We start from the raw sequence: 23,973 nt of genomic DNA, 5'->3' as shown, positions 1-23,973 counted from the left end.
CCTCCTCTCTATTTAAGTGTTTGGTAGTTTGCCCAAACATACTTTGGCTTGCCGCCCTCATTGAAGAACTCGAAGTGAAGCTGCGTTCCCTTCTTGCATGGAATAATTGCCGTTAAGTACATCCCTTCGGGCAGGTCTTTTGTGTAAATATTTTTGCATACGAGTCTGTTCCCTACGTACAAGTTCCAGTAGTCCCTTGCTTCATAAGACGAAACACCCACTGCTACCGACAACAACTCGCAGTCTTCCTCGATGGTCAGGACGTGCTGTACCTTTCCAGACGATGTAGACTCTACCATAATCCCTTCAATTAACGGATTTGTTTTAGTCGGCATGAAAGGAGGGTCTAGTCTGCCGCCTACCAAATAACTTGCAAAATTAGCCGTACTTGACATGGTTACACCGCCCTCACGTAGTCGAGTTCCAGATTCTTAAATAACCCGTTCTCTCTGATAATAGTCCCTCTAATGGAGCTAAAAGATGCGATGTCCGTTTCTTCTTCCATCTCTGCATTTATCCTTGTAGGATAAGTTAACTCAATTAAAAAACCGTCAACGATTAGGTTGTCGTCACGGAACAATGTTAAAACTTCTATGACGCCGTTGTCGTAGGTATAAACCACTGACGTTACAAGCGCCTCATTCCCAGTCATTTCTCTACGGGCTTCAACATTTTTAACGTTAGGCTCTGCGGGTGCTTTGTTGATGATGGTCAAATCATCGCCGCCCGTATATATTCCTGACTTCTGCATCTCTCTTCTGATTAAGTCGAGTATGGGATAAATCTCGTTAGAGTTGACAAAGTTTCTATTGTCCATAGAGTCCACCTCACCTTCTACAAAAGCATTATAAGAAAAAGCAGGGCACAATTAGCGTCATAGACGTAACTGCCCTGCTTTATGGATTACCCTGCATTGGATAGCGACTGCCAAGTCAACTCAAGGTAATTGAGTATGCCTTGGCTGTTGCCTACTAATCTATTACCTTTGACGAGATAATAGTTAGCTGTGTACGTCTTGGAGTCATATACGTATACTGAGTCCAGTAGTTCGATGAGAGGGTTTCCTTTCACCACAACATTCTTCGTTCTTGCCTGACGTTTGTAGTCGAAGAAAATCTTGTTGGCTACGTCCTGCTTCAGCCCGCGCATTGAAGCCCCATCCTTCTCTTCAATCCAGTTCAAGCTGTTACCAGCCGTTCGGATATTACCCTTCGTGGCTACAATCAACGACCTATCAAAGAAATGCTCGACCAGACCTGCCGTTCCAGAAATCATCAAATGATTTCTTACCCTTGAGTAATCAGTCGAAGAGGTTACTTCCAGCAGATTCTCTCCATCGAGGAACTCCCACTTCTTCCCTGCCACCATTGCCCAGTCAGGAGAGTCAAGGAAGTTCATCTTGTCCATTCTGAACGTACCGTATCTATCACAATAAATCCTGTACGGAATATCGTTAATCAAGGAGTTTAATGCATCAGAAGCACGTGTGCCTGTTGGGAAGCTTACATTGGCAACGAACGGATTCTGCCAGCCGCCCACTTCCATGATGTTCTCTTGTGTTACGGCTTCGAGTTCACCGGTTGCCTTGTTGAACTTCATGAACGTGTTATTTCCTTTGTTTACGTCAACATATACCGTGTCCTCGATTACGTAGTCAGGGTTAGCGAAGTCCTCAGCGTGTACCTTCCATGTTGTGAAGCCAGAAGCTACTACAATGTCCTCCACGATACTTGACTTAATCCAAGAGAATGAGCCGCTATCGCCGTCGTAAGAGTCGGCAGGAGGATAATGCATCGGCTTGTAGAAGAAAAACTCTTCCAGCATATCGAACCTATCCACGCAACTAAAGGATACCGTTCTTTCGTCGGAGTTTTCCGTTATTTCTCCCTTAATCATCCCCGTGAATATACGGACAACATCCTCCCCATATCCAGCATAAATCCTTATTGGGGTATACTCACTGACAACGTGACGCAATTCTCCTTCCTCGTAATAAGTCAGCGGAGTCCTATCTACGTCATAGGTATCAGGAAACTCAGGTGTCCTCTCCCAGTTAGGTGAGTAAATGCCTGTGGCGTTGTTTAAAGTAATTCGGGCTGTCGCAGAAGAAGAGTCAAGGTGCGTGCTTACCTCCCAGTTCATTACATCAACATCAATCGTGTACATGTTCTCATATACGAACTCACCGACCTCATACCACTTTTCCTTATAAGTGTCGGCAATGTGTGTAGCAAACTGCTCAATAGCGTAGTCGTTGAATGCATACTTAATGTCATCCAGATAAATTGTTCCAGATGTCACCGCGAATAGGATGCGGCTCGTATAAGCGTAGTCGAACCCTACTCCACGGATACCCGTATTAACCCAGACATCATTGATCTTCACGTACACGTCAATGTCTGTTTCGTCATGACACACGACCGTATACTCCACAAAGTCAGAGGTATTATCTATTGCGTAAGTACCACCGCCCGTTGTGTAAATCTCATCTGACCTCAGGTTAAGCACGTAACCTTTCTTTCCATTGCTTACGACCAACTTTCCGCTAGTGCCCTCCGATACCTTTAAGCTGAAGTTTATTGTGAACGGAAACTTCTTAATTTTGCTTAGCCGTTCAATCCCTGCTTCGCCTCCGCTAGTAGAGATCGCTTGATAGTCTCCTTTATCCTTCTGGACAACCGTACCGTAAGGAGTCCATTTGTTAGCGCTGCTCATATTATCCTCGAAGTCCCACAAGGTCTTGGTCTCTACCGTCTCAACATCGAACTCTTTCGCACGTAACCACAGGATTCCGAACTTTCCGACAGAGGATTTAGAAGAGTTGGCTAACGTAACCTCGACCTTGTTATGTCCTTTAGGCATCGGTATAGATGGAGGATAAGCCACTCCGTTTTTTGCACCTACTCCGCTAATCCTGGCTACCTCGTAATCATTGACCTTAACAATGACCACATCGTCCAGTTCAAGATCGGCGTAATAAGCCCATCCCAAGTTTCCTGCCTTAAACCAGTCGTGCTCGAATACCAAGGTCTTGGTCTGACCTGCGCCGCCCGTACCCCTGAAGCCGAGTACGTTAATCTGCTTCTTGTCGTCTACAACCAAGTGCTGCTCGACACCATCCTGCGTAGTATACTTCTTAACATCAAGTCCCGTCTGCTTGGAAGTGAAATCCTTAAAGTATGTCTGCTTGGAGGTTGTCTTGTTGTATTGGTAAGTGACGATTTCCTTGTCGATTCCCATCTCACCCGTAGCATCTGCCGTGCGGGTCTTGCCGTCTCCCCAAGACTTGACACGAACCTCCACCTGCTGTCTACCGAATTCCTTACACTTGGATACGGTCTCCATGAGAATGTCTATCCGCTTGCCTTTGATATCGCCGCCCGTATCATCAGCTAGATACTCTCCCCAGCTTACTCCATTTACAATCAACTCCACTTTGCTCTTTAGTGGGATAATAGACGGATCAACAGCGATAATTCGCCAATCCTTCCACGAACGAACATCTGTGCCTCCTTTTGTGATTCCAATACAGCCCGTACAGGTGGCTACATAGGCAGTAGCCTCCATAGAGTAGGAGATATAGCTTCCAGAAGCATCTTGAATAACCGTGCCACCGCCGTTAGAATCTACAGCCGTTGTCTTGCTAGGTAATTGAATACTCTTCTTACCGCGTAGAAAAGGCTCTGGGTTCAAGTGATTTCCGTTCAGTCTGACCTCGAAGTGAAGATGAGTGCCGTCCCCGCCGCCACTGGAAATCCAGCGACCACTGTTGCCGCCGCCACCCAAAAGCCCACCGGCGACAACCTTATCACCTTTGCTAACAGCTATCGTATTGAGGTGGGCATACCTAGTCTGCCAACCGTTTCCGTGGTCGACGTAAACCACCTTGCCGTAACTTCCATTGGTCTGAGCATAGGTGACCGTTCCCGCCCATACAGCATACACAGGGTCATTCATGGCAAGGTCAAGGTCGATTCCCCCATGCTTCTTACGGGAGCATCGCGGGTCAGATTCATGCCAGTCTGTTATCCTCATTCCTTCGATATGAAGATTATCGTTTTTCTTGCCGTTCATTGTAGAGCTAGACTTTATCGGCATGGACATTGCCGTATTTCGGAGTTCTGTTGGTGCTGTGATATAAGTCCCGTCTACGTAATTAGTAAGTTTCTCTGCACCATCAATAGATAGCAAGTCAGTAACAGCGCTATCGTAAACGTACTGAACGGCATCGTATTTTCTACGGAAGCCCCGTACGTAGGACATTTTGTCTAATTCTATAATCACTTTAGGGCTATTTCCAAGCGCATTCACACGCTCCATAATCCCCTGGAGCAACTGCTTTGAAGGGTAGTTCACGTTCGATACGTAAGCCACTTACATCACCTGCCTTATCTATATTTCTCCGTAATCCACTCAATGAATCTGCTCAGGAACACTACACACTCTGCACGTGTGATACAAGCTTCAGGCTCGAACGTATCGTCTGCATAAAGAGGGAACACGTAACACCCGTCATGGAACTTCTCGTCAAGTAGGGTTAGAACATCGTTCTTGTACCATTGAGCTTCGATCGCGGCTTTATCTTTTATATAGCGCTGAGGAACTGCGTTATAGGCAAACGTAGTATCCGTGTACCTGTTGTGGATGTTTATATAAATCCTGCTCAGAAGTCCGAAGAAGTCTCCGCGTCGAATACGAACGTCTCCGAAGAACCTGTCGTTATAAGTAACCCTTGGGGACTCGACAATAACCGTTTCACTTGTACGTCTATTAACTCCATTAATCTTAGCATTATACCCGATGACGGCGGGGAATCCATTGTACATGTACGGCAGATACACTTCTCCTTTATGGATGACAAACACATCTCGCTTAAACCCCATAGCGTTTCGGATTACTACTCCTGCATCGCTGCCTGTATTGACAGTTACGATCATCCGCTTCAGCTTTACCCCTAGCACTGTGCAGGACTCAGGAGGATTGCTTAAGTTAAAATGATACGTTGTCGCGTACTTCAATGTAGCATGCGGCATACGGTAATCAGCTGCCCCATTATAAGGAGTATTGACGCATCCAATATCCTTTCTGTCAGGTATTCCGTAGGCGATACACACCACCTCAATACCTTCAGTTAGTGGATTCGACATGGTTATCTTTCCATCCGCAATCTTCTCTGGAAGGACTTCCAACCCATTTACTAGAACGAACATTGGGTTATCTGCATGATATTTGTAGTCAGGAACAAGAAACTCCTTTTGCCCGCTGATTGTTATGAATCTCTTGACGATTCTGCCGTGCCCCGTCTTGAATACGTTATAAGTCATTCCGCTTACGACATCCATCAATCCCGTCCCGTCAGTCTTCAGTCTTGATGCCTCTAGCGTGTCACGGTAATACCAATCCAAGGGGTCAACATCAATCCATCGTTTCATCTTAATACCCCCTCAGCAATTTATCCACGTACCTGTATGTTCTCATTAAAAAAGTGATAGACTCTGCCCGTGTAGCCGCTTCATCTGGTCTGAAGTAGGCAACAGACTCACCGTCAGCTTCCCAGTTGGTGGCGACAAGACCTATTTGTTGCATCTCGTCGATATGTTTCTTAGCCCAATGGGTGTCCGTGTCAATAAACTCTGTCAGATACCTGTATTCGAACTCCTGTTTTCGTACAAGAGACATACCTATGGTGACGATGTATTTCGTCTCCATTTCAGCTGTCGTAACGTCGGGCTCACCCGTGATGATGCCTACGTACACAGTTCCTTTCTCGTCATAGTACCTGTGTTGTGAACCAACGTATTGAAGCCAGTCTGCATATTCCTTTTTGGAGTAAAACAGAAGCGTAAGCGTGGCGTTGTAATGAGAAGTGCCATTCTGGACAAGTCCCGCCGAAGAGGCAAGAGTCTGATTCACGTGCGTCTTTAGATATGGAGTAGGAGGCTTGTATTCCGTAATCAGCTTAGCTCTAACCTCCGTGAACTTGATTCCGTTATCGTAGAACAGTTTCTTCTTGTATACCGAATCCTCCGACAGAAGGGTATTCTGTTGTGTCATGTTTCTACCTCCTTATAAAAATACTCCCCATCTCATTATAAGACGGGGAGTGAGTGAACTAACTTCGGTAGTTGTGTGGGTTCATAGCCTGCTGCTTACGAAGGCCTCCCACCCGTCCCACCGACAAGCCTTGTCCGATAGACTGACCGACTTGTTGCAACTGGCTGGCTGTCATGCCGTTGGTCACGTTAGGGAGCGTAATGTTAACTGTTACATCCCCGTTTCCGATTGTGGTCATATTATGGGTGTTGCCCCTTGTCAGGTACTCATAACGGCTCATGGCTCTGACCCCATCAGGCATGTTGAATGTTCCCGCCGTAGCCTTCATTTCATCCAAGATCCCCAGCTGCGCTTGTAACGATTGCTTCTGCAGGTCACGGATTTCTTGTTGAATTTTCTTGGCCTCATCCTCTGTTACAGGTGTCCGTGCACGAAGCTTTGCAAGTTCAGTATTGATATCAGACACCTCAGCCTTAGCGTTGGCGATGCGCTTGTTACGCATGATTGCAGTGGAGTCGTCAGGGTTTCCCGTACTAAGCTTAAGAGCCAGAAGTTCGTTCTCTCGAATCGATTTGTTCTCATCGATCTTAGAACGCCCAATCCCGATAGATGCAAGGTTATACTCCTTGATCTTAGCTTGCTCAGAAGCAATGGAGTTCTGGAGCTGCTGTATCTGCACGGCTTGGCCTGTAGAGAGGTCTCCTAGCGCTTCGATTTCCTTGAGGTTCTGCAACTCTGCTTTCATCTGTGAGATTCTACCTTGGGTAATACTCTTCATCGCATCGTAATAAGCTTGGGATTCCGTGTCCATGTTGTAAGCCGCCGCAAGTTCTTTAGCCTGTACAAGAAGCTCGACTTGCTGAAGCTTATTGTTTATGGCATTTACCTTGCTTCGATAAGCTTCTTGGATACCATTGAACTCTTCCTGCATGATTTGCTCGTCCAAATCTTTCTGAATCTTCTCTCTAGTCGAGGTAAGAGCTTTCACATTCTGTTCGGCATTCTTATATTCTTGAGAATCAGGGTCTGCATTTTCCATAATGGCTTTAGCGTTCAGGATGTACTTATCAATGATGCCAAGTTCCTCGTTAAGAACACCCCTCAGATTCTTAACCTGCTCTTGCCGCATCTTGATGTACTCATCAGAGTCAGTCTTCATGCCGCTCATTAGCGCATTTAAAGTTTGAATGGAGTTTTTGTCTTTTACTTCACCCAGGTTCGTCTCGATACGTTGTTTGATTTGGGTAGCGTCAAAGGCAGGGTATCTAAGCTCGCCTTCCTTGTACTTCTTGTTGAAGTTCTCGGCAGCAATCTCACTAAGTGTTCTCTCTTCGACTTCCTTCATTTGAGCTTCTGCGTACTGCTTATTGATGGCATCCTGCTTCTGGCCTTCGATTTTTTTAGTCTTACCTGACGCTTCAGCCCACTCTCTTACAGCTTCTTCAGGGTCTATGTTATTCTCTTTCAGAAATTTCCCTAGTTCCCCATTAGTCATTGAGGATATTCCGTGCTTCCGCATAAAGTACCTCACCATATCATCGGAGTCCTCGTCCCACTGTTCTCCTCCATAGTAGCTTGGGTCTAGTCCAAATTGCTTACGTATCGCGTTCATCGAACCACCATATAGCCGCCTCGCTTGTCCAGCTTCTTCCTTACCTTCACCAATCATCCTAAACATCTGAGCTAACTCGTTTAGCCCATTCTCTTGAGCTTCAACGCTAGCTAGTTGCCTTTGATTTGCAGTCAGGGTAAATGATTCGGTAAGCGACTTACCTACTTCTGCCGCACCAACTGCCGATGCGATTTCAAGAGCCAGCTTAGCGATACCGCCAGCCAAGTTCTTAATGGAACTGAGCGCACCTCTCCCCATGTCTGGTATGTCCTTTAAGAACTGTTTGAACCCGTTCTTCAGGCTCGCAGTCCGAGCAATCTCATCGTTCATGTGACGAACAGCGTTGGAGAGGTTTCCGAATGTTGGGTTAGCCTGTCGTGCGGATTCAATAGCAGTCCTTTGTTCTCTATCATAGTCGTCTAAGGCACTTGAAAGTTTTCCGATATCGTCAATCGCGGGTAAACCATTACGCTGACGCTGTATCAAGGAATCCTCAAACCCTCGAAACTCTCCCTGAGTCATCCCCGATAGCCTGTCGGACATGTTTGCATAGTCCACACTTGTTGTTCTATGGCTGGCATAGGTCGCTCCGTTAACGGTGCTATGGTTCATAGTAGTCAAGAAACTAGGGTTAAAAACGCTAGCCAAGTCAGGTCTTGTACTAAGTCGGTTAAAATACTGCTTTGTGCGGTCAAACTTTTCGCTAGGATTCAGTTCCTCTTTCTTGACCCAGCCTTTGGATTCGTCCATTGCCGTAAACAGAGTAGCCATGTCCTTAACAACAAGCTTGTTGTCTGTCAGGTAGTTCTTGAGATGGCTTCTTCGTTCGTCGCCCATGGCGCTCATCTCTCGAACGTTACTGCCCAGCAATGGGTCTTGCTGGTACGTAGCCAAGTCTTTTCGGCTCATCTTTACTAACTTGGCCTCAGAAGTGAAGTCTTTGACTTTACGCAGGTATTCTGAACGCTCCTTCTCCGCTTGGAAATTTGGTGCGATTCCTTCTTTAAGCTTACCTGCTCCCCACTTAACGCCCCTCATCATCAGCATCCCAATTAAGATATGAGAAAAAACCCCCGCGAATTGTTGCAACTGATAGGCGTTACGTTCCACGAAATTCCCCATATTCATTAAGGCTTGAGAGACCTTGTTAATAGTAGGAGTCAACTCTTGAACTAAAGCATCGAGCCCGATAGCCCAACTCTCCTCAGCTCGTTTGGCATTTACCAGAGGGTTGTCGAGAGATTTTTTAATCATGGAGTCGTAGTTTTGTTTGTCGAAATCGTTCGTTTTTTCTATAACTTCCACGAAAGTATTCAGGATTTCGTGCATGGTAGCTGCACCTTTGGAAGATTGATTCGTTCCAAACAAAGCATCATAGGTGTTACGCTTAGTTGCGCTGTCCTTGCCTGCCAATGCCCTAGCTACTTCCTGAAGCATTTTCGTGCCCGTGGCTTCATTCGACGCCATGTTGATATTCAATTCCTGAAGTTTAGCTTTAGCTGCATCCGACCCCATCTGATTAGCTACCTTAGCGTCATCGTAAGGACGAGTACCCAATGTCTCCATGCCGTTTACTGCTGTTTTAGATTGCGAGCTGTTGATTACGCTATTGTAGAAGTTGCCAATGTTCGCCGCCTCAAGAGCCGTTGCTTGTTTTGTAATACCAGCAAGCACGATAGTCGTCAGAGGGTCAAATCCATTGGCATTAGCAGTAGTGCCCATTCGCTTAACAGAGTCCATCAGTAACTCGGTGCTTGTGTTCGTCATGTTAGATACAGCCGCCAGTGGTTGGGCTACTTGTTCAGTCATATCGGCAAGCTCAAGTCCAAACTGAGCTTTCATTGAGCCAAGCCCATTAGCAATTTTGATAGGGTCTGCTTTAGGGTCTACCGCACTAAGCTGCGCCGTTAGCTGGATGAATTTCTTGATTTCAAGAGGGTCTTCCATCAACTGTGTGCCGATACTTCCGACTTGGTAAAGCTTGTTGTAGTTAGTACCATAAAGGTGGGACTGTTGTCGAATAAAGGACTGCAACTCTTGAACAACGCTATCGACTTTGCCAAAATCCGTCCCACTCATAGGGTCATTTTTATCGTTAAGGTACTGGGGCTTCAGCATCAAGTTTTGAGTCATCTTGATCTGTTCCGTTTGAACACTCTTGAACGTTTCAACAGCTTGGTACATCATCACCATTGCAGCATCTACCATATTACCCGACATGACGTGTCGCAATGTATTAAGGATTGCGCCTTGCATACCTTCTCCGTTCTTGCTCCCTGACTCGCTAGCCTTAGCACTTTCGCTAGTCACAGTAGGTGTAGGACCGCTATTATTACTGCCACCGAAACCGCCAGAGCCGTATCCTCCGCCCCCTGAGCTACCTAGTCCAGAACCGCCCATGTTACCAAGCCCTTTTGGTCTTACTTGGCCTTGGTTTATCTCTTGGATGATGGACTGCACTTGGATATCCATTTGCTCACGGATTTTGTTAATAAGAGCTTTGTTGATTCGGTCAATCTCGTTTATAATATGACGTTTCAGCTTAGGTGAAGGTAAGATTTCAACGTCATTCATAGATTTAATGATACCCTCAATCTCTTCCTGTACGCTCTTGCTTAACTTCTTGTCGAGAGCTTGGGCTACACGCTCAAGGTGAACCTTTAGTTCCATCCCATGATCAGAACCCGTATTTACCGTTCTGAGGTTGTCCAACTTGTCAACAGTGGTGTTTAGCTCACTCGCAAGAATATTCTTAAATTTAGTACTGAGGTCCTTTACAGGAGTCCCCATCTTACCTGCCATCGCATCGTTGATGCCCGCCACAGCGCTAGTGACGTATTGAGTAAGGCTTTGCTCAATCTCGATAGGAATTTTCTTCACGCTCGAAGATGGATCTACGTTACTTAATTCAGGTAAATCAACGTCAAGCGCCTTAAGAAGCTTGCTCTTGGCTTCCTTGATCACTTTATTCATATCCGCCTTAGTGATGTTTAACTCACTTGCGTCAGCGATTTTGGGGTTAGCAAGAGTTGCAAGAATCTCATTCTTCAGCTTGTGGACAAACGCCATTACCGTTTGCTTGCCAATCGTGATCTGAAGACCTTCAAGTGCTTCAGGCTTAATCAGATTAGACTTGTGCCGCTCAATGGTATTGACCAGGTTTTTAATCTGAAGCTTGACGACCTTGGCTACTTCTTTATTGATTTCGTTAAACTCTTCACTTCCGATAGGCAACCGTTGTCCGCCAGCATATTTAGGGTCTATATCCACGTTCATATTGCGAACATACTTACGCAACTCTTCGTTAAGTTCGTCTTCAACCTTACCGAATACTCTTTGCAGAGTTTCTTTCTTGATGGTCAGCCCTTTTGTGCCCAACTGCTGAAGAACAACACCGTTGCCAGAAATTGGATTATTAAGTTCGTTGGTCAACTGCTGCCGCAGGTTTGTTCCTGTTCCCCTAGAAACTTGAGATTGCAGACTAGACATGGAGAGTCGCATAGCGTTAATTCGCTCGTCTAATCGACCAAATCTATTGTCAAGTGTCTCCATCTCCTGCCCGAAGCGAGTCATATTCTCTATGGACTTCTGAAACTCTAAGATAACATCAGTTTGGATGTTGTTCACTAAGTTCACCACCTCTTATAAAATAAAACTCCTGCCCCTCCCAACGGAGCAGACAGGAGTCGTTATAATAGCTGTGCTAAGAAATTCATGTCTTCAGCATTGGCTACCTTGTATCCGTCCACATAAGTCCCATCGGCTCTTTCCTCTTCGCCGTTAGGTTCGTCTGAGGTCATTCCCCCACCGAACAATCCGCCAAGTGCCATTGATGAAACCTTGATGGTAAACTGAATGTGTTCGTTGCATTGATCTAGGTAGTAACCCAACTGAGGGAGGGTCAACTTCCACACATCGTACTTGTCGAGATGACAGTAATGTGCGAGTTTGAAGAAGATGTTCGCCCAATCTACTGGCGGCTTATTGTCATAATCCTCTTCCTCTTTTTCAGTGGTTACATGGACTTTTTTAACCCGTTCAGACCAATCATGCTGTCGATGATATTCTTGGCAGTCTCAAGGTCAACGTACTCCCCAAGGTGCTCGACAGTCATATGCGAGTAGTAAGGCTTGAACGCCATAAGCAGAACGTCCAGTAATTCGTCGAATCTATCTTCTTCGCCTTCGTCTTCAGGGATTAGGTTTGCGATGATTACACCAGAGTCAATCGTATTCAGCTTCTTCATCAGCTTACGTGCGTCCATGAGACCAAGCGGTGGAATGTAATAGGTCTTGCCGTCACGAAGTCGAACCTTCTCGTCTTCCTCAAAGAAGACTTTTTCACGAATTTCGGCGTCCTCTTGCGTCAATACTTTCTTGTCTTCCTCAATCGCCTTTGGAGAGTGCTCGTCTACTTGACGGGTTACCTCTTCTGCAACACCATCGGCTTTTGGAATAACCAAGTCTCTTTCACTCATTTAATAGCCCCCTTTGTTTTATCCCCCAAGTAGTCATGAAGCAAGAATGACCACAAGGTGGGGGTGTCCTTGCAGTCACCTCACAGAACATTCTAAGTCGCCAGTAGATACATCTAACAAAAGGAATGTAAAAAGACTCCCCGAAGGGAGTCTGGTTTTTAGCAATCTACCAAAGCAGAACCTGTCTCGTAACGCTTGATAGAACCAAGCTTACCGTCAATACGCTCAGGGTCGATTACAGACAGCGTCACGCTGTGAGTGGATGCTTGTTGACGTTGTGCGTCAAGGGTGAAGTTGGATTTCACACGACATTGGTACAACTCCGTTTGGTAACCTTGAATTGTGCCGTCGTTTTGTTCAAACTGACCATCATGTACAACGTGAACGGTCAACGGAACGTCCTTAGTCGTGATATCTAAGATATCTACAACTTCGTTACGTTTGTAGTTGACATAAATGTCCACATCCTTCAGTGCGGAGTTGAACTTAAGAGTGCCGCCATTTACTACGTATTGCTCTTCTGTTGGGGCAGAGCCAGTAGTTTTCTTCAGGAGCTTGTTCCCCTTCAGGGTACGAACGGATATCTGAGGGTCGGCGTTCAAAGAAGCACCGTACACGAGGTCAACAGTAAACTCTGAACCTACTTCCTTGACTGTGTGCTTCTCTTCAAGTACCCACACGAAACCGTCAGGGTCTTGTGTGACGCCCGCCAGAGACACAGCGTAAACGATGACAACTGTCTTGCCAGCCAGTGCCATATCAAACACTACATCATCACCAGTAACCGTTACATCAATGCTCAAATCTGTTCCGCCAACTTTGCCTTCGTATGCCTTCGGCGCAGGAGTGGAAAGAGCCTTTTGAGTCAGCTTGCCTTGGTATGGAGAGTTAGTAGGAACTACAATGGTCTCCGTTACCATGCTGTACGCAGAACCAGAAACTCCTTCACGAAGCTTCGAGCCGAGCACAAGACGAATCATGTTCATGTCGAATTTGGCGGATTCTGCAGTAATGTCGATCGTTTTTTTGCGGAGCAAAGTGTCAAGAGCGACACTGGAATCGCCACCCTCAATGTCTTGCATGTCTAGCTGAATATCCAGACGCATGTTGTTCAGCGTACCGATTGTGATAAGGTCATCACAATTCGGAATTTTCGCCATAAACTTACCTGCACCCTTAATCAGCATTTTCTTGTTCTTGGTAACCTTCATTTAGGTATCCTCCCTTATTCATCTATCCCAATAGTGAAACCTATTTGGGTGAAATACTTGTAGGTGTTCGCCAGGTCCGTATCATCTTCAGCACTTGTGGTATACTGACCCTTGAACACACTTCCTCCCTTTATCCCCGACATGAACTTATCATCGAAGAGTTGGGCAATTCGGTCGGCTATGTGAATAGCCACTTCTACGTCATCTTGCGTGTAGATATCAAAGTCTACTATGAACCTGTATTCAAGGTAGTTCTCACCACGTACTCCAGGGTTTTTGTAGAAAGATATCAGGGGCAAGTTGTGCTGAACTACGTCCTGCGGCTTCTTCCTCTTCTGAATCCTTGTTGCCAAGTCTTCCAGAGTTGCGTCAGCCGCCACGCCTAGTAATTCGAGAATTCTAGGGTCGTGTCGAAGTGTTGTGTGGATATAGGCGTACACATCGGAAATGTTTATCTTCCCCATACTCATCACATCCTCTTCGTAATTCGTTCGATATCAATATAAGTCGCTATAGGCACACTTTTAACCGCCCTGCGTACTGCTTCGTCAAACATGGATAAAGCGTCATTTAACCCATATGCAAACCATTGAGACAGTTCGATTTCTCTTCCGAAACCCTGGTCTGGTAGCTTCCGATGCTCGTTTATCTTTGACATGTTTCCGTTAGGCCTTTGGAACATGTCCCTACCTTTGCGAGCCATGTTCCAGCCGTCCCATGGATCCTTGCCGCCACCCCCGATGCTCATGATAAAGTTCCTTGCTCTATCTAGTGCCACAGCTTTGATTGAATGAAGTGCGGCAGTTTTATACTTAGCGTCAACAGAGCGCCACTGCACAGCCCCTAATCGAGTACGTAGAGAATTCTCGATGTATGGTTCTAGGTACTGCAGCTCATCCATGATAGCCCTGCGTACAGTCTTCATGTAACCATCTTGGTCAAACTTTACGTATCTACCCACAGCATCACTTCCTTATGTCACGACTTGCTTGCATAACCACCATATGAGGGGATCTCACCCCGCCCTACTTGATTTCAATAATGGATGCCACTGGTTGGCTTGCAGAAGTCAGGAACAGTTTCTTAGCTTTGAAAGCCTTCTGTTCCTTAAACAGCAGTCTGTGCTCCTCGTCACCTATCCTAATATCAGGTTTGTCGCTGACGTAAATATCACCATAACCTAAATTCTCGACAATTAAGGTACTGTCTGCTTCCTTTGCGTTGTAGATGAACTGATTAAAAATGGAAAGTTGCTGAGTAAACTCTGCTACTACTTCTCCATTCACTTCTTCTACTTTTACTTTCTTGTCTTTCGCAGGGACTTTTTCTGTCACCTGCTCAGTCTCATTACTTACATCTGGCGCTTTCTTAGCCATCTTTTCTGCTTCCAGTGCAGCCTTCTCAGCCGCGGTCAATCTTTTTCTAGCCATGTTGAAATTCTCCCCTCATTGGTTTATTGGAGTAAAAAAATGGTGGGCGGGATTAGTCCCTACCCACCTTACGGTCAATTTGACGTCTGTCCGTACCACTCTTCAGTCTCGATGAAGTGCGCCTTGGAGTCTTCCATATCGTGTTCACGCGTCTTCTGGTTACCTAACACGTTTAAAGTCCCCTCGCTATCTGATATTCGTAAAGACTTACAGATTAGCTTTTGACAAGTAACACAGGACATGTGCGTTTCTTGGAAGATTTTTCAGATTGTCTACATTATAGAGCGATGAATCACCCGACTTAACACTAAAATCGTAATTAGTAGAATTTATGCTAGACTTATATTTTGGGTTTTTGACCCGTAGAGGAACGCCAAGCACTACCACATATTTACCAGGGAAGAACTCTCACTACCCATTGCCTATGTTTTATTATTTGTATTTATCTATAATCTTTTATCTCTTAATCTTTTATTTCTTTATTGAGTGTAAAATTTACACTTCAGGAATTTCTGTATTGTAATTTTTACACTTTAGAACCACCCTTTTTAATGCAAAAATCCTAAAGTGTACATTTTACACTTCAGGATTCTGTCGTTACTACATCTATGTGTTGACGCTCTCCTGATACTAGGCATTAGCTAGTCCTTTGGTATGTAATCATCCTACTTTCTTTAGTTCTGCTAAAAATGTGATAACCTCATCCATCGATTGCAGTCTATCTTTAATTGACTCGACTTCGTATCCCATCTCAAGTAAACGGTCGGCTTCTACACTACAGACAAAGAAGAAGTCATTGCGTCTTATAGTAATTTCAACCTTATTGCGGGCCTGTTCCATTCGTTCTTTCCATCCGTGGTAACAAGAGCGGCATTGTGGGGTGTAGTCATCTACCCCTCCCACCTGAACTCCCTCTCCTTTGCTTTCACCGACATACTTACTAATGCGGGCTTCCTCTCCACACTTGACGCAAGTGGCGCGAAGTTTATTGACTTCATCTGCATGTGCAAGAATGTCCCCCATATGCCCGAAAGTATGATTTTCAGAGTCTACATCAAGACCGAACACATACACTTCCAGACCGCCCATAGCCAGTCCCTCTAATATCTGAAACCCGTACTCTTCTTCATCAAAGAACTGCGCCTCGTCCACCATAATGGCTTGTAATCGTTCCGAATTTGATATAGATGATATTTCATACAGATAATCCACGGCGATTGCAGGGGCTTTTCTCCCATCCTTTGTGCGTACAAATTCATTATCTTCTCCCTCACAGGCTAGAAATGGTTTGAAAATCGCCACCCTAATGCCGTCCGAAACCATCTCATCGTAAAGGTCAATCAACTTCTTGGTCTTGCCGCTTCCCATAGCGCCCACATAAACGACCAATCGTCCGATATTAGTCTCCATTACTTCAGTCCTCCCGACAGAAGTTCGTTTACCATGTGTGCGTTCTCTCGCTTTCCTTTCACCTTGGAAATGATCATCTCAAGTCTTTCAATCATGAACTCGAATACTGCTGACATATTACCTTCAAAATGATTATCAGCCACCTCTTGCAGATACTCCTTATGTTCAGGTGTTGTTCTCAAGTAGATTCGTTCACTTTTCATTCCACTAAACCTCTCTTCTTCATACACGGTCTACATCCCGTCAGCGTCTTTGGCAGTACTTGCATACGTTGATTTGAACCCTCTAATTCTTCAGGAAGAACTAAGTACCCATAACGATTCATTACTTTTCCTGTAATCTCCCCGAGACAGTGCAGACAAAGCAATGGCTCTTCCACAAGCCCTTCAGCTTCATAGTTTTCCTTTGCCTTGTCAGTCACGTACCTGAATCTACACTTGATACACTTGATTAACGAATCCATTTCACGTCGACCCTTTACTGAGTTTAGTTACTCCATCGATGTAATCCCCATTAAGAAGAATCCGAGTATTGTATTCGTTTCTCTTGGCAAATTCGATGGCTCTATCATCCACTCTTATCCCCCTAACCCTAGTAGCTTTCTTCTAATCTCCGCTTTCTTCTTATCCTGAGCACATGGACGGCACTCGTAGATTCCCATATACCTATCTACTAATTCTTGATAGCTCACATTGAGAGTCTTAGATAAACAGTGAATGCACCTGCCGCCTTCAGTCTCATAAATAGTTGCTAAAGCTTTTGCATTCTGCGTAATGAACCGCCCGCATGAGCATTTCATTTGACCACCTCATGCTTCAATATAAGTAGTTTTGTGCGTACTTGAACTTTTTGTACGCACTGCTGCACCTTTTTACAGGGATGCTCCGACTATCAAAAGCATAAGAGGTAAACTTACGTGAAAAATAGTTTTGAGAGGTGATAAACATGGAGGTACATGTTAGTGATGTGTATAAAATAATAGCTGAATAAAAGAAATACGCCCTCATTAGAAGACGCATTCTCCGAGTGCTTCAATTCAGTAACATCCTTGCAGGCTGCCGATCCAACTTCCTCCTATTTGCCATACTGGGTAAGCATAGCCTGAATTTTATTTTTGACATAGGCCACCGCCTCTTCCGGCCCTTCGATAACAGCCTCAGCCCCGAGCGACCACAAGAGGTCTCCATAGAAAGGAATGTCCTCCTGCGGGATCGACATCATCGCCTTGCCGCTGCCGTCGTTGGCACGCTCCAGGCAGGGAGTGAATCGGGGATTGGATTCCAGCTCCCGCATTCCTCTTGCCGTCAAAGACACCTGGAGCTCTACATGAGCAAGATCTCTCTTATCCGGTTTATCCTGCAGCGTTAGTTGTGCAATCTCTTCCACATACGACGCGTTCTCGTTCCATTCTGCCGATACGATGCGATCCGCCCGGAACTGCCTAACCTCTTTGCGGTGCATGCAGTAAGCGGGACAATACCAATAGCCGGAGCTGGCATATAACCCAATGACCTGAATGTCACGTACCGACTCCCCCGACTCCGACCGGTAGCGAATGGTAACGATCCTTCGCTCCATGATGCTGAGCAGCAGCGTTCGCAGTACCTGCTCCGACATCGGCCTGTACGGACTCCAGATCATGACCCGCTCTCTCATCGTATCGATCTTCTCTTTCATATCGGCGGGCAAATAATGATAGAACTTATGCAGCGCAGAATCCGCTCCTTCTCCGAATGGAAGCGAACCTAGAAACTGCAGGGAGTGGCAGGCGAAAAAAACCGCTGTAGCCTCGCCTTCCGTGAAGCTGATCGGCGGAAGCAGTCGTTCCCGAAGCAGTCTATACCCGCCTCCCCGTCCTTGAACCGAATAGACGGGAATGCCAAGCTCACTCAGTTCCTGCAAATCTCTCGTAATCGTCCGCGTAGACAGGTCAAACTCGTCGGCAAGCTCTCGTACCGTAAACGAACGCCTGGCGTTAATCATCATGATCATCTGAATCAGTCGCTGCGATTTCTGCATGTGCCTCCCCTTCCCTTATTTATTCCGATCATACCATATAAATAAGACAGTATTTGTCTTGTTTATGAGCTAGGATGAATACATAGGAAAAAGAGAAAACTAGTCCAAAGGGTGATACTATGAACGCTAATAACAGGAATGCTATGAATGATCGTATCGGGGTTGTATTTATTCACGGGGCCGGACTCAAGGGAGAGGTCTGGCAGATGACCTCACAGTATGTAGATGCGCCTAGTCTGTTCATTGATTTGCCCATGAGAAGCGGCAAAGACGAGGAGCGCTGCAAGCTCACCTTTCTGGATTATTGCGCAGAGGCTATACGTCAAATTGAGGACTGGCCGGTACGTCGATTCATTATCGTCGCCCATTCCATCGGGGGAGCAATTGCGCTGCGGCTGGCCGAGGACTTGAAGGATCGTGTGGCCGGGCTTATTGCGGTCAGTGCCTCTATTCCGCGTGGCGGAGGTTCGTTCCTCTCATCGCTGCCTCTACTCAAACGAATGATATTTACAGTCTTGATGAGACTGGCTGGCACAAAACCTCCGGGCTCTGCCATTCGCTCCGGGTCATGCAATGATCTGTCCCCTGCTCAATCCGACTCTGTCGTAGACGGCTACGTTCCTGAAGCCAAACGCTTATACTTCGATCGGACGAATGCGCCTATTCCAGCAATTCCGAAATACTATATCAAGCTTATGCAAGATCAAGAGTTCACCCCGGAGATTCAAGATCGTATGGCCGCTAATCTTGCCGCTAACCGCGTAATAGAGCTGCAAGCCGGACATCTGCCGATGCTGAGCAATCCTGCTGGGCTTGGAGCCATCCTGCAAGGATTGCTCAATCAGTTCTCCCGCTCTCAAGGCTCCAATACGTAGCCAAAAGGCATCCTGACGCAAACGCAAAAAAAGCAGGCAAGAGCATCCCGCAACGAATGCTCTTGCCTGCTTAATTGTGGCCTGGCCCTATTGGCCTAGCAGCGCGTCTTACTTGCTGGAAGCCGCAGAAGTTCTGAGCTGCTCGTTCACTTTCAGAACGTTCAGGACGTCGATACGGCCGAAACCGCTGCCCTTCGTGACCTTATTACCAAATCCAACTGTTGGAAACATTGTTTTCACCTCCTTCTTTAATAATGCCTAGCCGGCCTGTTCCAATCTCAAATAAGCCTTCAGCCTGTTCAACTCCGACACATAAATCAGTTCCGGCCCATCGTAGCCTTCTCTCTCTCCCGCCGGATCGGCAAACTTGCTGTACAGCCGGTTCAAGTAACGATTCTCGGCTTGCACGTGAAAGCGAAAGCGGCGAACAGCGGGATAATCCCGGCATACGTACCGGACAAGATCTCGTAATCCTTCGAAGAATATCCTGCTGCTGCGGTACTCTTTCAACAGAACGGCCGAATCAATAAACGCCGTGTCACTATCCGCCTCATAATAGTATTGAACAGATGCGATTGATTCTCCCGATTCATTCTCATACATCAAAATACGGCTAGTCGGCAAAGTCATTAGAACATGGGCTACCGCCGAATCAATCTGATAATTGCGGCTAAACTGACGGCTGTTAGCAATAAAAAAGCGCGCAAACCGTGCATAATCGGAATCACACTCACATAGCTTGGTTCTCGCACGAATCATCCGTGATCCTCCTGAATCTGTACTGGCTTAAGCGAGCTGAATAGGCCGAAACTTATGCAAGTAGGCCTCCAAATCAGGCACCGGGACCCTATAGGCCGACAGCCTGCCGAATTCCGATTCGGTCACCGACTCCAAACTGGCGAACTTGGCCGCCAAGCGGTTAATGAAAGGGTCCGGTCCTGTCCAAAACACCAGCTCTGTTACACTAACGGGCTGTTGCTTCAGATGATGGAGGAGAAACTGCAGTCCTCTCAGAAACAGCCTTGTTCCTCTAAAGGCCTTGTCCAGATAGACGGCCTGCATCTGTACGACTTGCTTATCTTCATACTGCTTCTCGCCTGTCCCGAAAATATAGCCAAGCGCTCCAACTGCCTCGTTCTCCTCGTCCAGGCACAGAATCGCTTCCTTCTCCATCAGAACGGGACTTGCGATAAAGCCAAAAGAAACCTGGAACGGATAAGGCATGCCAAGATCGTCATAATGCTGCAACATAAAATCCAGGTACTTGGCCTGATACATTGCGGTAGCACATACGGAAAAGCTGATATCCATGACTGCTACCCCCTCGTTCATCTATGCCAATTTTACTATTTCGACCGTTTTCGCGTCTATCAACTAAATACTACTTTTTTTCTATAAAGTAAAAAATCCCCCATGTGGGGGATCATCTAGTTCTAATCGACTAACGTCCTTTTCAGCCGATCGAATGTCCAACCATCCTGCCGAATAGCCTCTTCCCGTCGACTGCCAAATCGTCATAGCCGCCGCGCTGCACAATTTCTCCATGATCAAGCACAATAACTTGATCCGCATGCTGAATCGTAGACAGCCGGTGCGCGATCACAATGATGGTCATCGTGCCCTTCAGACCGTCCAGCGTCTCCTTCACCCGCCTCTCCGTCACGGTATCCAGCGCGCTCGTCGCCTCGTCCAATATCAGGATAGACGGCTTCCGCAATAGCGCCCGCGCCAACACGATCCGCTGTCGCTCTCCCCCGGACAGCCGGACGCCGCGATCCCCAATAATCGTATCCAGACCCTCGGGAAGCCCCCGTGCCAAGTCGCCAGCCGCAGCCAGTTCCAGCACTTCCCACAGCTCCGCTTCCGTCGCGCTTTCGTTCATCAGCATCAGGTTGTCGCGCAGCGAGGCGTGGAATAGGAAGGGATCCTGCGACACATAGCTGACAGAACGCCTAAGCGGCAGCAAATTATGCTCCCCGAGCGGCTGGCCGTCGACCAGCACTGCTCCGCTCGTCGGCTTATGCAATCCCAGAAGCATATCGACGAGAGTACTCTTGCCGGCTCCCGAAGGGCCGGCAATTGCCGTCATTTTCCCGGCCGGAATGTATAGTTGCAGATTCCGCAGCGCATACGGACACTCCTCACCCTCCCGGTAGCGAAAGCTGACCCCGCGCAGCTCCAGACCGTGCCGGAGTTCCAGCGCGCCACCGCCTGCAAAGCTCGCATGCCCCAGTTCTCGGGACTCCGAGCACTCCCGCTGCAGCTTGATCAGCGCTTCCAGCGACGGGACAAGCGAAGCCACACTCTCCAGACTGGACTGCATCCCTGCAACAACCGGCCACAGCCGGGAGAAAATGACGATAATAAGCAGCAGCTGGGCTGGCTGCGAATGAAACAAGCTAACCAGCACATAGACGAATACCGCCAGCAGGATAGCCGACACAGCGCTATATATGAATTGAGAGTTTGTTTTCATCTTCGTATAAGCCACTGCATTATGCTCAACCTTGCGAAGCAGGACGTTCATCCAGTGGACATGCGCCCGCTCCAGCGTGTTGCTCTTAATATCCTTCATGCCGCCAAGATGGTCGGTGACGCCTGCTTGATAGATTCTGGACAACTCTAGATTATCTTGGCCGAATTGCTTGGCCTTGCGGGTGAAATACCTGGAGAACAGCAGTAGGAGACCGCCGCTCAGCAGCACTGCGAGCGTAATGGCAGGTGAAAGCGCTACTGCCAATCCAATTTTTACAACTGCGAAAAGGAGCGCCGAGATGAAGTCCAGCGATAGCCCGATACCTTTTTTAACTTGAGCAATCTCAATTGTCAGCATTTTCACCAAATCGGCGTTGCGGTTGCGCAGATAGAACGCCCAGTCGGCCCGCAGCAGATTGCCGTACGTATCCTCGCGAAGCTTGCGGAGATAGCCCTGCTGAATGCTCTTGTCTACAATCGCTTGATGCCGCCCGATGAAGCTTTGTCCTACGATGATAAGCACATACAGAGCCAAGATAGCAGCCAAACTTTGCATGAATGGCATACGCTTGAACCATTCCAGCAAGCCTGCCAAGTAGCCATAGTCATCTGCTTTCAGCTCGATGAGGCCTGTGATGCCGAGCAGCGGAATGATCAGCAGGATGCCTGCCGATTGCATCATGCCGATCACGAGCATGCCAGCGAAATTGAACACGAGCCGTCTCCCGGCAAAACGAAGCATATCCTTCATAAAATAAGCGATCGCTCTCATCGCGGCTTGCCTCCCTTGTCGAGGCGTCCGGCCCAAGCATCCTTACGCCACAACCTGAATCAGCCCTTCCCGGTGGAGCTGCTCCATGAAATCCAGCACCCTGCGCTCGCACTCGGGACGCTCAATCGCATAATCGAACATGAGCGCTTCCACCACTTGCCGGACTGTCGCTGAGCCTTCCAGCCGGGACCAAATATCGCCTCCGATATCGCCTAGATTGTAATAAGCATAGGTGCTGGTATGGAGCAGCACTTTCTCCCCGTCCACATCTGACGCCAGATGGTCCTCTGACTGTCTAACGAGACTGTCCAATGTTAATGCCGCGATCATAGCTCTGCGCCTCCTCTATATGGCTTACAATTAAATCCACTAACTCATGGGCAGTAAATAACGAAGGTGTGCGTTTCAGCCTGTACGCCGGAATTTCCCTCACAAGAGTGGTTATGGCTCCAAAATGCCACTTCAGCAAACCAAGCGGCGGAATAATGGCCCGATGGAAAGTGTGCTGCAGCAAAGCTTGAAACTTCTCCGCCTTCTGAATGGGATGAAGCGATACACGCTCGTTCCTGCAAGGCTCCTTCACCAATTCGAAAACGCCGCCGAGCGGCAAGGCTTCGCGCTGAAGCCGTTCGACCGCTACCGCATATTTCATGCGCCTCGCCACAGTATCTCCGCGCTGCACCTCGCGTGTATAGATCGTGGGCAGGCTGCTTCTATTCAGATCAAAGTGAGGCAGGCACTCCTGCCATAGCTTCTGCTCCGGCAGAGCCGGCATAACCACAGGTGCTGCGCCGCCCTCCGGAATCGAAACCGGAATGACATCATCCGTCAGAAAGCCGTAGCCGCGCTCCAGAAAGGCCCGCGTCAGCGTTGACTTGCCTGCGCCAGATTGCCCTACGAATGCATAGGCCTTGCCCTGTATAGCAATCGCGCTTCCGTGCAAGGGCAGCACCCTTCTCTGTAACAATAGAGCGGATACCGCGTAGCCATCCAAGAACAGCCGCAGCTTCTCGATCGGTGGATTCCCGATTGGCGAGACGACAATCTTATTGCCATCGCGGACAAGATAATGGGCTGTGTTCTCGATCAGGAACATTACAAAATTCTCTTGAACCACATAAGCCTCATTCTCCCCCGCCAGCTCCAACCATAGCTCCTCCAACTGGCCGTAGGTTACAGCTACATCCGAGGGACTCTCTAAGTCGTTATCCAAATCATGCGCCTCAGCTGGCGGTATGTCGCTTCTGAAGCGCAGGCCAAAGGCCGAATATCGATAAGTCAGGGCAACTGTCGTCATCTGCAGGACCTCCTATTAACGTAATAAGCCCTCATCCCAGCTAATATGGAATAAGGGCCTTTCTCACGAGTATGTATGCGCTTACTAGCTGCCAAAGCCAATGCTGGGATCGGATCCCGGATTGGAACCGGAGCCGGAACCTGATCCTTTGCCGGGCTTATGCGGTTTCTTCTTCATCGTCATGCTCACATTCAGCACTTCCAATTGCGGTACTTTCCATTCCTTCTTCTCCAAGGCCTAACACCTCCTTCTGACGGGTGGTATCATCCTGCATGAATGAGTACGGAAGCGATCTGCGAATGATCCAATGTTCTTAATTAAGAACGATTGTGTCCTAATAT

Annotated in this window: 22 protein-coding genes; 1 reads left to right on the top strand and 21 read right to left on the bottom strand. The window is 47.4% G+C overall.

Translation table 11 applies throughout. The annotated features are described in order from the left end of the window. Positions 1–8 precede the first annotated feature (8 nt). The 14 genes from ACFVSO_RS21770 to ACFVSO_RS21705 form a co-directional block, all read right to left on the bottom strand. The gene (locus ACFVSO_RS21770; protein ID WP_387477467.1) at positions 9–395 is read right to left on the bottom strand and encodes a Low copy number virion structural protein; all 387 of its coding nucleotides are present in this window, start codon (positions 393–395) and stop codon (positions 9–11) included. A gap of 2 nt (positions 396–397) precedes the next feature. Next, positions 398–817: a hypothetical protein gene (locus tag ACFVSO_RS21765; RefSeq protein WP_387477465.1), complete on the bottom strand. Its 420-nt coding sequence runs from the start codon at positions 815–817 to the stop codon at positions 398–400. A gap of 86 nt (positions 818–903) precedes the next feature. Continuing rightward, entirely contained in the window at positions 904–4,374 is a 3,471-nt protein-coding gene (locus tag ACFVSO_RS21760) for a peptidoglycan DD-metalloendopeptidase family protein (RefSeq protein WP_387477462.1), read from the bottom strand. 14 nt (positions 4,375–4,388) lie between these two features. Next, positions 4,389–5,432, bottom strand: a complete 1,044-nt coding sequence (locus tag ACFVSO_RS21755; RefSeq protein ID WP_387477460.1) for a hypothetical protein — start codon at positions 5,430–5,432, stop codon at positions 4,389–4,391. 1 nt (position 5,433) lies between these two features. Then, positions 5,434–6,054 carry an S-layer homology domain-containing protein gene (locus ACFVSO_RS21750; protein ID WP_387477457.1) on the bottom strand — a complete coding sequence of 207 codons (621 nt, stop codon included), beginning with the start codon at positions 6,052–6,054 and terminating at the stop codon, positions 5,434–5,436. Positions 6,055–6,112: 58 nt separating this feature from the next. After that, positions 6,113–11,293: a hypothetical protein gene (locus tag ACFVSO_RS21745; protein WP_387477454.1), complete on the bottom strand. Its 5,181-nt coding sequence runs from the start codon at positions 11,291–11,293 to the stop codon at positions 6,113–6,115. A gap of 388 nt (positions 11,294–11,681) precedes the next feature. Next, positions 11,682–12,143, bottom strand: a complete 462-nt coding sequence (locus ACFVSO_RS21740) for a DNA polymerase III subunit gamma/tau (RefSeq protein WP_387477452.1) — start codon at positions 12,141–12,143, stop codon at positions 11,682–11,684. Between the two features lie 158 nt (positions 12,144–12,301). Then, positions 12,302–13,354 (bottom strand): hypothetical protein, encoded by a 1,053-nt coding sequence (locus ACFVSO_RS21735; RefSeq protein ID WP_387477450.1) that lies wholly within the window; start codon positions 13,352–13,354, stop codon positions 12,302–12,304. A 14-nt stretch (positions 13,355–13,368) separates the two neighbouring features. Then, entirely contained in the window at positions 13,369–13,818 is a 450-nt protein-coding gene (locus ACFVSO_RS21730) for a hypothetical protein (RefSeq protein WP_387477448.1), read from the bottom strand. Between the two features lie 5 nt (positions 13,819–13,823). Further along, a complete protein-coding gene (locus ACFVSO_RS21725) occupies positions 13,824–14,315 on the bottom strand; it encodes a hypothetical protein (RefSeq protein ID WP_387477446.1) in 492 nt (163 codons plus the stop codon). Positions 14,316–14,379: 64 nt separating this feature from the next. After that, positions 14,380–14,784, bottom strand: coding sequence for a hypothetical protein (locus tag ACFVSO_RS21720; RefSeq protein WP_387477444.1), 405 nt, complete (start codon positions 14,782–14,784; stop codon positions 14,380–14,382). Positions 14,785–15,444: 660 nt separating this feature from the next. Next, positions 15,445–16,194: a hypothetical protein gene (locus tag ACFVSO_RS21715; RefSeq protein ID WP_387477442.1), complete on the bottom strand. Its 750-nt coding sequence runs from the start codon at positions 16,192–16,194 to the stop codon at positions 15,445–15,447. Continuing rightward, positions 16,194–16,397, bottom strand: coding sequence for a hypothetical protein (locus tag ACFVSO_RS21710; protein ID WP_387477440.1), 204 nt, complete (start codon positions 16,395–16,397; stop codon positions 16,194–16,196). The genes ACFVSO_RS21715 and ACFVSO_RS21710 overlap by 1 nt, the downstream gene beginning before the upstream one ends. Before the next feature lie 871 nt (positions 16,398–17,268). Next, positions 17,269–18,213 (bottom strand): helix-turn-helix transcriptional regulator, encoded by a 945-nt coding sequence (locus ACFVSO_RS21705; protein ID WP_387477438.1) that lies wholly within the window; start codon positions 18,211–18,213, stop codon positions 17,269–17,271. A 143-nt stretch (positions 18,214–18,356) separates the two neighbouring features. Here ACFVSO_RS21705 and ACFVSO_RS21700 point away from each other — a divergent pair, with 143 nt between their 5' ends. Further along, a complete protein-coding gene (locus ACFVSO_RS21700; protein ID WP_387477436.1) occupies positions 18,357–19,088 on the top strand; it encodes an alpha/beta fold hydrolase in 732 nt (243 codons plus the stop codon). A 108-nt stretch (positions 19,089–19,196) separates the two neighbouring features. On the opposite strand, the gene ACFVSO_RS21695 is transcribed toward ACFVSO_RS21700, so the two are convergent. From ACFVSO_RS21695 to ACFVSO_RS21665, 7 genes are all read right to left on the bottom strand, one after another. Then, a complete protein-coding gene (locus tag ACFVSO_RS21695; protein WP_387477434.1) occupies positions 19,197–19,319 on the bottom strand; it encodes a hypothetical protein in 123 nt (40 codons plus the stop codon). 27 nt (positions 19,320–19,346) lie between these two features. After that, a complete protein-coding gene (locus tag ACFVSO_RS21690; RefSeq protein WP_387477432.1) occupies positions 19,347–19,847 on the bottom strand; it encodes a GNAT family N-acetyltransferase in 501 nt (166 codons plus the stop codon). A gap of 27 nt (positions 19,848–19,874) precedes the next feature. Then, entirely contained in the window at positions 19,875–20,399 is a 525-nt protein-coding gene (locus ACFVSO_RS21685; RefSeq protein WP_387477430.1) for a hypothetical protein, read from the bottom strand. Between the two features lie 142 nt (positions 20,400–20,541). Further along, the gene (locus ACFVSO_RS21680; RefSeq protein ID WP_387477428.1) at positions 20,542–22,335 is read right to left on the bottom strand and encodes an ABC transporter ATP-binding protein; all 1,794 of its coding nucleotides are present in this window, start codon (positions 22,333–22,335) and stop codon (positions 20,542–20,544) included. Positions 22,336–22,377: 42 nt separating this feature from the next. Continuing rightward, positions 22,378–22,665: a lasso peptide biosynthesis PqqD family chaperone gene (locus ACFVSO_RS21675; RefSeq protein ID WP_387477426.1), complete on the bottom strand. Its 288-nt coding sequence runs from the start codon at positions 22,663–22,665 to the stop codon at positions 22,378–22,380. Continuing rightward, positions 22,631–23,632 carry an aldolase gene (locus ACFVSO_RS21670; protein WP_387477424.1) on the bottom strand — a complete coding sequence of 334 codons (1,002 nt, stop codon included), beginning with the start codon at positions 23,630–23,632 and terminating at the stop codon, positions 22,631–22,633. Before ACFVSO_RS21670 ends, ACFVSO_RS21675 begins: the two co-directional genes overlap by 35 nt. An 84-nt stretch (positions 23,633–23,716) precedes the next feature. Next, positions 23,717–23,866 (bottom strand): paeninodin family lasso peptide, encoded by a 150-nt coding sequence (locus ACFVSO_RS21665; RefSeq protein ID WP_182914402.1) that lies wholly within the window; start codon positions 23,864–23,866, stop codon positions 23,717–23,719. Positions 23,867–23,973: the final 107 nt, after the last annotated feature.

It is taken from the genome of Paenibacillus sp. NPDC057967 (assembly GCF_042887015.1).
Lineage (GTDB): Bacteria > Bacillota > Bacilli > Paenibacillales > Paenibacillaceae > Pristimantibacillus.
The sequence above is the reverse complement of the archived record's forward strand: the minus strand, read 5'-3'. Positions and strand labels throughout refer to the sequence as shown.